Source organism: Pseudomonas sp. B15(2017), assembly GCF_002113215.1.
Lineage (GTDB): Bacteria > Pseudomonadota > Gammaproteobacteria > Pseudomonadales > Pseudomonadaceae > Aquipseudomonas.
This window is the reverse complement of record NZ_NEJZ01000007.1, coordinates 288,361-298,164: the sequence shown is the minus strand read 5'-3', so window position 1 is coordinate 298,164 and position 9,804 is coordinate 288,361. Positions and strand designations below refer to the sequence as shown.

General features: G+C 63.0%; 8 protein-coding genes and 1 pseudogene. 8 read left to right on the top strand and 1 reads right to left on the bottom strand.

All coding sequences use genetic code 11. The features are described 5' to 3' along the window. Positions 1-115: pseudogene (locus CAF73_RS30465) on the top strand (IS110 family transposase); the annotation flags it as partial. Positions 116-162: 47 nt separating this feature from the next. Here the strand turns inward: CAF73_RS30465 and cadR are convergent. Continuing rightward, positions 163-612: a Cd(II)/Pb(II)-responsive transcriptional regulator gene (gene cadR / locus CAF73_RS13515; protein ID WP_085702935.1), complete on the bottom strand. Its 450-nt coding sequence runs from the start codon at positions 610-612 to the stop codon at positions 163-165. 85 nt (positions 613-697) lie between these two features. Between cadR and CAF73_RS13510 the strand changes: the two genes are divergently transcribed. The 7 genes from CAF73_RS13510 to CAF73_RS13475 all read left to right on the top strand — a co-directional run bounded on the left by CAF73_RS13510 (position 698) and on the right by CAF73_RS13475 (position 9,775). Further along, the gene (locus tag CAF73_RS13510; protein ID WP_085702934.1) at positions 698-2,953 is read left to right on the top strand and encodes a heavy metal translocating P-type ATPase; all 2,256 of its coding nucleotides are present in this window, start codon (positions 698-700) and stop codon (positions 2,951-2,953) included. 16 nt (positions 2,954-2,969) lie between these two features. After that, on the top strand, positions 2,970-3,833 hold the full coding sequence (locus CAF73_RS13505) for a LysR family transcriptional regulator (protein WP_085697889.1): 864 nt from the start codon (positions 2,970-2,972) through the stop codon (positions 3,831-3,833). Positions 3,834-4,059: 226 nt separating this feature from the next. Further along, positions 4,060-5,136 carry a putative 2-aminoethylphosphonate ABC transporter ATP-binding protein gene (locus CAF73_RS13495; RefSeq protein WP_085702932.1) on the top strand — a complete coding sequence of 359 codons (1,077 nt, stop codon included), beginning with the start codon at positions 4,060-4,062 and terminating at the stop codon, positions 5,134-5,136. Beyond that, the gene (locus CAF73_RS13490; protein WP_085702931.1) at positions 5,136-6,860 is read left to right on the top strand and encodes a putative 2-aminoethylphosphonate ABC transporter permease subunit; all 1,725 of its coding nucleotides are present in this window, start codon (positions 5,136-5,138) and stop codon (positions 6,858-6,860) included. The genes CAF73_RS13495 and CAF73_RS13490 overlap by 1 nt, the downstream gene beginning before the upstream one ends. A gap of 47 nt (positions 6,861-6,907) precedes the next feature. Then, positions 6,908-7,933 carry a putative 2-aminoethylphosphonate ABC transporter substrate-binding protein gene (locus tag CAF73_RS13485; RefSeq protein WP_064600170.1) on the top strand — a complete coding sequence of 342 codons (1,026 nt, stop codon included), beginning with the start codon at positions 6,908-6,910 and terminating at the stop codon, positions 7,931-7,933. A gap of 151 nt (positions 7,934-8,084) precedes the next feature. Continuing rightward, positions 8,085-9,218 carry a TIGR03364 family FAD-dependent oxidoreductase gene (locus CAF73_RS13480; protein WP_085702930.1) on the top strand — a complete coding sequence of 378 codons (1,134 nt, stop codon included), beginning with the start codon at positions 8,085-8,087 and terminating at the stop codon, positions 9,216-9,218. Continuing rightward, positions 9,218-9,775: a phosphonate degradation HD-domain oxygenase gene (locus tag CAF73_RS13475; protein WP_085697884.1), complete on the top strand. Its 558-nt coding sequence runs from the start codon at positions 9,218-9,220 to the stop codon at positions 9,773-9,775. The genes CAF73_RS13480 and CAF73_RS13475 overlap by 1 nt, the downstream gene beginning before the upstream one ends. Positions 9,776-9,804: the final 29 nt, after the last annotated feature.

Sequence of the window (9,804 nt, the reverse complement as noted above, 5' to 3'; positions counted from 1 at the left end):
ACGAGCTAAAGGGTTCAGCACCACTCAGGCACTGGTGATTCTGGCCCGTAAACTTGCTCGGGTCGTATTCGCACTACTAAAGGGGCAGAGCGAATACCAGCCGAAAGCAAGTTGAGGGTTTCCCCTAAACCATAGAATCTCCCACAGTGTTATGTGGTGTGCTCAGTGACCGTGACTGCGGCCCACATGCGAATGCTCAATCTCCGCCGCCACAACCCCGCCACTCACCTCCAGCCGCTGCAGGATCCCGCACTGATCCGCCTCCGGCCCTTCGCCACACCGCTGTCGCAGGTCGAGCAGTTGCGTCTGCAATGCCAGTAGCCCGTCGATCCGCGCCCTGACGTGCTGGATATGCTCGTCGATCAGCGCATTCACGCTCTCGCACTGATCCTGCGGGCTGTCGCGCAAGGCGAGCAGGCTGCGGATTTCTTCGAGGGTCATGTCGAGGGTGCGGCAGTTGCGGATGAAGGTCAGGCGTTCGGCGTGGGCCTGGGTGTAGACCCGGTAGTTGCCGTCGCTGCGGGCCGGTTCCGGCAGCAGGTTTTCGCGCTCGTAGTAGCGGATGGTTTCCACGGCGCAATCGGTCTGTTTCGCCAGTTCTCCGATCTTCATGACGGCCATCTCCAAAAAGGGTGCTTGACCCTATAGTGGCTACAGGGTCTTTACTTGGCAACAGGCACCTTCATGGACGCGACCAATGAGCGATTCCCAGCACACCCACCAATCCCACGCGGGACACGACCACCGCCACAAATTGCAGCCTGTGCATAAACACGACCACGGCGCTGATTCCTGCTGTGCATCGAAAGCGGCGGCGCCGTCGCTGATTCAACTGAGTGAAGCGAATAGCGCTGACGCCCGGCTGAGCAGTTTCCGCATCGAAGCGATGGACTGCCCGACCGAACAGACGCTGATCCAGAACAGGCTCGGCAAACTCACCGGGATCCAGCAGCTGGAATTCAACCTGATCAACCGCGTGCTCGGCGTGACCCACAATCTGCCGGACACCGCGCCGATCATCGACGCGATCAAATCCCTTGGCATGCAGGCCGAGCCGCTGGAGGCGGGCGTTGAAGCACCAGCGCCAGCCCCGGTGAAAAAACACTGGTGGCCGCTGGCGCTGTCCGGCGTCGGTGCGCTGGCTGCCGAAGTGATTCACTTCACCAGCGCTGCGCCGACCTGGGTGGTAGCGATCATCGCGCTGATCTCGATCCTCAGCGGTGGCCTCACCACCTACAAAAAGGGCTGGATCGCCCTGAAGAACCGCAACCTCAACATCAACGCGCTGATGAGCATCGCCGTAACCGGTGCGGTGTTGATCGGCCAGTGGCCGGAAGCGGCGATGGTGATGTTCCTGTTCACTGTGGCCGAGCTGATCGAAGCGCGCTCGCTGGATCGCGCGCGCAACGCCATCAGCGGCCTGATGCAGATGATGCCGGAGCGGGCGACGGTGTTGCAGGCGGACGGCAACTGGGTCGATCTGGAGGTGAAAAGCGTCGATATCGGCGCCCGCGTGCGGGTAAAACCCGGCGAGCGTATTGCGCTGGACGGTGAAGTTGTCAGCGGCAGTTCGACCATCGATCAGGCGCCGATCACCGGCGAAAGCCTGCCGGTTGAGAAAACTGTCGGCGACAAAGTGTTTGCCGGCACCATCAACCAGGCTGGTTCGCTGGAATACGCGGTGACCGCAGCGGCGAACAATTCCACTCTGGCGCGGATCATCCACGCTGTGGAACAGGCGCAGGGCGCGCGGGCACCGACCCAGCGCTTCGTCGATCAATTCTCGAAAATCTACACCCCGGTGGTCTTCGCCCTGGCTCTGGCCGTGGCGATCATCCCGCCGCTGTTCATGGGCGCCGCGTGGTTCGACTGGATCTACCGCGCGCTGGTGCTGCTGGTCGTCGCGTGCCCGTGTGCGCTGGTGATTTCCACCCCGGTGACCATCGTCAGCGGCCTCGCGGCGGCGGCGCGCAAAGGCATTCTGGTCAAGGGTGGCGTGTACCTGGAGGGCGGTTTCAAACTCGACTATCTGGCCCTCGACAAGACCGGCACCCTCACTCACGGCAAACCGGTGCAGACCGATTACCTGTCCCTCGATCCGACCGCCGACGCCACGGCCCCGGCGATTGCCGTCGCGTTGGCCGGGCGTTCCGATCACCCGGTGTCGCTGGCCATCGCCAATGCGGCTGTGGATAAAGGTTTCGCGCCGCTGATTGTGGATAACTTCGAAGCGCTGGCCGGCCGCGGGGTGAGAGGTGAGATCAACGGTCAGGCCTACCACTTGGGCAACCACCGTCTGGTCGAAGAACTCGGCCTGTGCTCGCCGCAACTGGAAGAAAAGCTGTTCGCGCTGGAAAAACAGGGCAAGTCCGTGGTGTTGCTGCTCGACCGTTCCGGCCCGCTGGCGCTGTTCGCCGTAGCCGACACGGTCAAGGAAACCAGCCGCGAGGCGATCCGCCAGTTGCATGATCTGGGCGTGAAAACCCTGATGCTGACCGGCGACAACGTCCACACCGCGCAGGCGATTGCGACACAGGTCGGGATCGATCAGGCCAAGGGCGACTTGTTGCCGACCGACAAACTGCAAGCCATCGAAGATCTGTACGCGCAGGGCCGTCGAGTCGGCATGGTCGGCGACGGCATCAACGATGCGCCGGCACTGGCTCGGGCCGAGATCGGGTTTGCGATGGCGGCGGCCGGTACCGATACAGCAATTGAAACTGCCGATGTCGCCCTGATGGACGACGATCTGCGCAAGATTCCGGCCTTCATCAGCCTGTCCCGCAACACGGCCAGCATCCTGAAACAGAACATTGCGCTGGCGCTGGTGATCAAAGCGATCTTTCTTGGGGTAACCTTCGCCGGGCTCGCCACCATGTGGATGGCGGTGTTTGCCGACATGGGCGTGAGCCTGCTGGTGGTGTTCAACGGTTTGCGCCTGTTGCGCAAGTAGAGGAAGAGGGGCGGTTGTGCTGAGTGCCGAGCTGAAAGCGTTTTACATGGTGGCCCGTCTGGGCAGCATCACGCTGGCGGCAAAGAAGCTCGGCCTCAGCCAACCGACCGTGACCACCCAGATCCGCAATCTGGAAAGCCAGTATTCGGTGGAACTGTTCTACCGTGGCGGCCGGCGCCTGAGTGTCAGCGACGAAGGCGCGCGGCTGTTGCCGATGGTCAAGGCGCTGTTGCAGCAGGAGGCCGATATCGAGTTCTTCCTGCGCAACAGTGGTCAGGTGCAGGGCACGCTGCGTATCGCTGCCACCGCGCCGTATTACATCCTCGATCTGGTGAAGACCTTCCGTGAGCGCCTGCCGCAGGTGGAAGTGTCGGTGGAAATCGGCAACTCGCAGCAGGTGCTCGAAGCGCTGGAGGACTATCGGGTGGATGTCGCGGCGTCGTCGCAGCTGCTCGACGATGCGCGGTTGATCCGTAGAGTGCTCGGCAGCGATCCGCTGGTGCTGGCGGTGCATCGCAATCATCCGCTGGCAGCGCACGACCATGTAGCGCTGAGTGCGCTGGCCGGGCATACCTTGCTGATGCGTGAATCCGGCTCGACCACCCGTCGCCTGACCGAAGAGTTGCTGGCCGGCGCCGGCGTCAGTTTCGGGCCGTTGCTGGAGATCGGCAGCCGCGAGTCGATCCGCGAAGCGGTGCTGCGCAATATCGGCATCAGCATCATCGCCCGTCAGGAAGTGCCGCATGATCCGCAATTGCGGGTGCTGACTCTGGAGAATGCACCGCAGATTCCCGAATACCTCTACTGCCTCAAGGAGCGCAAGAGCGCCCGGTTGCCGGCAGCGTTTCTTGGACTGGCGCAGGAAATGTCCCCGGCCTGATCGTAATGATCGTTCCCACGCTCTGCGTGGGAATGCCTCATTGGACGCTCTGCGTCCGCTCTTGGGACGCGGAGCGTCCCGGGCTGCATTCCCACGCAGAGCGTGGGAACGATCCGCGGGGAACCAAAATCCCTGAATACCACTATCGGTCGTTTTTGCGTCGTTGCCATATGACCGACGCATTACAACTCTAGGATCTGCCTCATCCGCTTGATGAGGCCTGTCCATGAACCCTGCAATCGCAACTGCCCTGACCAACCCCGGCGCACCGATGAAAGTGCGTGGCGTGCAGAAGCGCTTCGGCGCCTTCACCGCGCTGGATAATGTCTCCCTCGATGTCGCGGCCGGTGAGCTGGTGTGCCTGCTCGGCCCGTCGGGCTGTGGCAAGACCACGCTGTTGCGTTGTATCGCCGGTCTGGAGAAGCAGGACAGCGGCGAGTTGTACCTCGGTGAGCGCGACGTTTCCCACCTCGCGCCACAGGCTCGGGACTACGGCATTCTGTTTCAGTCCTACGCGCTGTTTCCCAATCTGACCGTCGAAGCGAACATTGCCTACGGCCTCGCCAGCAGTGGTCGCGATGAAGTGCGCCGTCGTGTCGGTCAGATGCTGGAACTGGTCGGCCTCAGCGGCAGTGAGAAAAAGTACCCGGGCCAGTTGTCCGGCGGCCAGCAACAACGTGTAGCCCTGGCCCGAGCCCTGGCCCCCGCGCCGTCGCTGCTGTTGCTCGACGAACCGATGTCGGCCCTCGATGCCCGGGTGCGCGAGCATCTGTGCACCGAGCTGCGCCAACTGCAACGCAACCTCGGCATCACCACCCTGATGGTCACGCACAATCAGGACGAAGCCATGCTGATGGCCGACCGCATTGCGGTGATGAACAACGGCAAGGTCGAGCAGTACGCCACCCCGCAGGAAATCTACAACCGCCCGGCCACACCGTTCGTGGCCGAGTTTGTCGGCCAGGGTAACTGGCTGCCGTTCCAGCGCAGCAGCGACAGTCACGCCAAGGTTGGCGGGATGAACCTGCGCCTGGCCGACGGCAGCGTCCACAGTCCGTCGGGCCGACTGTTCTGCCGCCCGGAAGCGATCAACGTCAATCCGCTGGGGCATGAGGAAAACCTGTTCCCGGCCAGGGTCCGCGAGATCACTTTCCTTGGCAATCGCTGCCGCATGAGCTTCGAGCTCGATCAATTGCCCGGTCATGCCTTGCTCGCCGAACTGGCGCCGGAAGCCATGCCGCGCCTCGGCGCCCAGCAGATCATGGTTGCTTTGCCGCCCCGCAGCCTGCAGGTGTTTGCCTGATGAACAGCAACCTCGCACTGCCACTACCGCAAAAGCAGGCGCGGCAGGTGTCCGGGGCCGAGGTCGGCGACCGGATCTTCGTCCTCGGCGGCAAACTCCTGCTGCTGGTGCTGCTCGGTGTGGCGGTGCTGTTGCCATTGCTGGCGATCTTCTGGCGCGGTTTCAGCAGCGAAGCCGGGCAGGGCGGTGGCTGGCTCGCCGCGAAGGAACTGGTGACCAGCGACAATTTCCACTGGCTGCTCGGCAACAGCCTGAAAGTTTCCCTCAGCGTCGCGGCCATCGTCGTACCGCTGGCCTACCTGTTTGCTTACGCCTTGCAGCGCACATTGATTCCGGCAAAGGGTATCTGGCGCGGGATTTCGTTGCTGCCGCTGATGGCGCCGTCGATGCTGCCGGGGATCGCGCTGGTGTATCTGTTCGGCAATCAGGGCATGCTGCGCGGACTGCTCTCGGACAACATCTACGGTTTCTGGGGGATTGTTCTGGGTGAGGTGATCTACACCTTCCCACATGCCTTGATGATTTTGCTGTCAGCCCTGTCACTGGCGGATGCACGACTGTTCGACGCAGCGTCGAGCATGGGCGCCAGTCCCGCGAAAGCCTTTCGCAGCATCACCTGGCCGGCGACCCGTCAGGCCGTGTTCGCCGCGGTCTGTCTGGTGTTCACCCTGACCATCACCGATTTCGGTGTACCGGTGGTGGTCGGTGGCGACTATCAGGTGCTGGCGCTGGAAGCCTACAAAGCCGTGGTCGGCCAGCAGCAATTCGGTCGCGGCGCGTTGATCGGCATGGTTCTGCTGCTGCCGGCGCTGTTCAGCTTCGGCGTCGATGCCTGGTTGCGTCGTCGTCACGGCGACTCCATGAGCGGCCGCGCCCAGGTGTTCAAACCGGCGCCGTCGAAGAAGCGTGATGCCTTTTATCTCGCCGTTGTCCTGCTGATCAGCGCCGCGTTGCTGCTGGTGTTCGGCATGGCGGTGTTCTCGTCGCTGGTGAAGTTCTGGCCGTACAACCTGTCGCTGTCGCTCAACCACTATCAGTTCAACGAGACCGCCGGCGGTGGCTGGCTGGCCTACGGCAACAGTCTGAAGATGGCGCTGGGCACGGCGTTGATCGGCAGTGTGCTGATCTTCACCGGCGCCTACCTGATGGAAAAGACCCGCAGCCAGCGCGGGCTGAATCTGACACTGCGCATGCTCAGTTTCGTACCGATGGCGGTACCGGGGCTGGTGCTCGGTCTGGGTTACGTCTTCTTTTTCAACCTGACCGGCAACCCGCTGCACGTGCTGTACGGGACCATGACCCTGCTGATCGTCTGCACCATTGCTCATTATTTGACCACTGCGCAGATGACCGCCACCACCGCGCTGCGTCAGCTCGACGCCGAGTTCGAGGCCGCCGCGCTGTCGCTCAAGGCGCCGCTGTACCGGCATTACCTGCGGGTCACCGTGCCGATCTGCCTGCCGGCGCTGCTGGACATCGTGCGCTACCTGTTCGTCTCGGCCATGACCACCGTGTCCGCCGCGATTTTCCTCTACAGCCCCGACACCATTCTCGCGGCGGTGGCGGTACTGAACATGGATGACGCCGGCAACGTCGGCGGCGCGGCGGCGATGTCGACCCTGATTCTGTTCACCTCGGCGGGCGTGTCCTTGCTGCTGGCGTGGGCTTCGCGCGGCTTGCTGCGCCGTTCCCAGGCCTGGCGGCAAACGGCGCCCGGCCACTGATCCACGACTTGTCCCCTATCGCTCAACTCACCTACAGGAAAACGATCATGTTCAAGCCTATGGCCCTGGCCGCTGCTGTGCTCGCTACTTTCAGCCTGAATGCCTTCGCGGCAAAAACCGAGTTGACGGTGTACACCGCCCTCGAAGCCGAGCAGTTGAAGTCCTACAAAGAGGCCTTCGAAAAGGCCAACCCGGACGTCGAGATCAAGTGGGTGCGCGATTCCACCGGGATCATCACCGCCAAACTGCTTGCCGAAAAGGATCGCCCGCAGGCTGACGCGGTGTGGGGCCTGGCGGCGTCGAGCCTGGCAATCCTCGATCAACAGGGCATGCTGCAAAGCTATGCGCCGAAGGACCTGGGCAAGATCGGCGCAAACTACCGCGACGCCGCCAACCCGCCAGCCTGGGTCGGCATGGACGTCTGGGCCGCGACGATTTGCTTCAACACCGTCGAAGCCGAAAAGCAGGGCCTGACCAAACCGGTGAGCTGGCAAGACCTGACCAAGCCTGAGTACAAAGGCAAGATCGTGATGCCGAACCCGGCCTCGTCCGGCACCGGTTTCCTCGACGTCAGCGCCTGGCTGCAAACCTTCGGCGAGAAACAGGGCTGGGCTTACATGGACGGTCTGCACCAGAACATCGGCCAGTACGTTCACTCCGGTTCCAAGCCTTGCAAACTGGCGGCGGCGGGCGAATTCCCGATCGGGATTTCCTTTGAGTACCCGGCCGTTCAGCTGAAGCGTCAGGGCGCGCCGCTGGACATCATCCTGCCGAAAGAGGGCCTGGGCTGGGAGATCGAAGCGACTGCCGTGATCAAAGGCACGCCGCATGAAGAGGCCGCGAAGAAACTGGCCGACTTCTCCGCCAGCGCCCCGGCGATGGACCTGTACAAGGAAAACTTCGCCGTCCTCGCCCAGCCGGGCATCGCCAAGCCGCAGACCGAACTGCCGGCCGACTACGAGCAGCGCCTGATCAAGAACGACTTCGCCTGGGCCTCGAAGAACCGCGACGAGATCCTGACCGAATGGCGCAAGCGCTATGACGGCAAGTCCGAGAAAGTCGCCGCCAAGTAAATCTTCTTGCCCGCTCGTTCCCACGCTCCGCGTGGGAATGAATACCGTGACGCTCTGCGTCACAGAGGACGCGGAGCGTCCTTGGCTGCATTCCCACGCAAAGCGTGGGAACGAGAAGCGCCTGGACGCGAGAACGATCATTGGGGGCTGCATGACACAACACAAAGACTTGCTGATCGTCGGCGCCGGCATCCTGGGCCTGTCCCACGCTTACGCCGCTGCCCGGCGCGGTCTCAGGGTCACGGTTTTCGAGCGCACTGCCACGCCTCTCGGCGCCTCGGTACGCAACTTCGGCCAGGCGCTGGTCACCGGCCAGCCACCGGGCCCGATGCTGGAGCTGGCCAAGGCCAGCCGCGAAATCTGGGGCCAGTGGGCGCAGCTCGCCGGCCTGCAACTCAAGCGCAACGGCTCGTACCTGTTCGCCCGCACCGAGGCCGAAGAACATTTGCTCGAAGCCTTCTGCGCCGGGCGCGCCGTCGAGCACGACTACCGCGTCGAGCTGCTACGCGGTGCCGCGCTGCGCGATCTGTATGGCGGCCAGTTCAGCCATCACTGCGCCGCGCTGCACGGGATGGACGATCAACAACTGTATTCCCGGGAAGCAATTCCGGCGCTGATCCAATACCTGCGCCGCGAACTCAACGTCGGGTTTCACTTCTCGACGCTGGTGCGCGACGTCGAACCGGGACGCCTGCACAGCACGGCCGGCACTTTCACCGCCAAGCAGATCATGGTCTGCTCCGGCCACGATTATCAGACCTTGCTGGCCGAGCCGATTGCCGCCCTCGACCCGCAAATCTGCCGCCTGCAAATGCTTCGCGTCCGGCCGCAGATCGACCTGAACTTGCAACATGCCTTGCTCACCGGTCTCAGCTGCGTGCACTACGGCGCCTTCGCTGACTTGCCGGAAGCGTCGGCGGTGCAGGCGCAAATCCTGCGCGAACAACCGCACCTGCAGGAAAACGGCATCCACCTTTTGATCAGCCCGACGCCCTATGGCGAGCTGATCATCGGCGATTCGCACCATTACGGCTGCGATCCGTCGCCGTTCAACGCCGAGCAGGTGGACAACTGGATGCTCGAACTGGCCGAGCAGACTCTCGGTTGCAAGGTGCAAGTGGTCGAGCGCTGGCAGGGTGTCTATGGTTCCCGGGGGCCGGGGCCGTTTTCGTTCCTGCGCCCGGCGCCGGGGCTGAGTGTGGCGCTGATGCACAGCGGCGTCGGCATGAGCGTCGGCCCGGCCATGGCCGAGCGCAATGTCGCACAGCTTTTGGGAGAGAACTGATGTTGAGTCACGAGCAAGTCATCGACCGGGTGTTCGGCCTCTATGAGCGCTTCGGCGCCAGCGACTACATCGGCGAACCGGTATCGCAGATCGAACACATGTCCCAGGCGGCGCAACTGGCCATCGCCGAAGGCTTCGACGACGAAGTGGTACTCGCCGCGTTCTTCCACGACATCGGCCATTTGTGTGCCGAAGGTGCGGAGAACATGGGCGGTTACGGCGTGGTCAGCCACGAACGCCTCGGCGCGGATTATTTGCGTGAGGCCGGATTCAGCGAGCGCCTGGCGCGGCTGGTCGAGTATCACGTTCAGGCCAAGCGCTATCTGACGCTCAGGGAATCGGGCTATTACGAACGCTTGAGCGAAGCCAGTCGCCGCACCCTGGACTATCAGGGCGGGGTGATGACCGAGGCTGAAGCCGATGCGTTCGAGCAGGATCCGTTGTGTGCCGTCAGCCTGCGGATGCGCCAGTGGGATGAGCTGGCGAAGGAAATGGCCGTGCCGGTGATGGATCTGGGTGTGCTGAAGGGCAAGGCAGCGCGGTTGCTTGCTGTGTAAGTCTTTGGACCGGGCTGCTGCATTCGCGA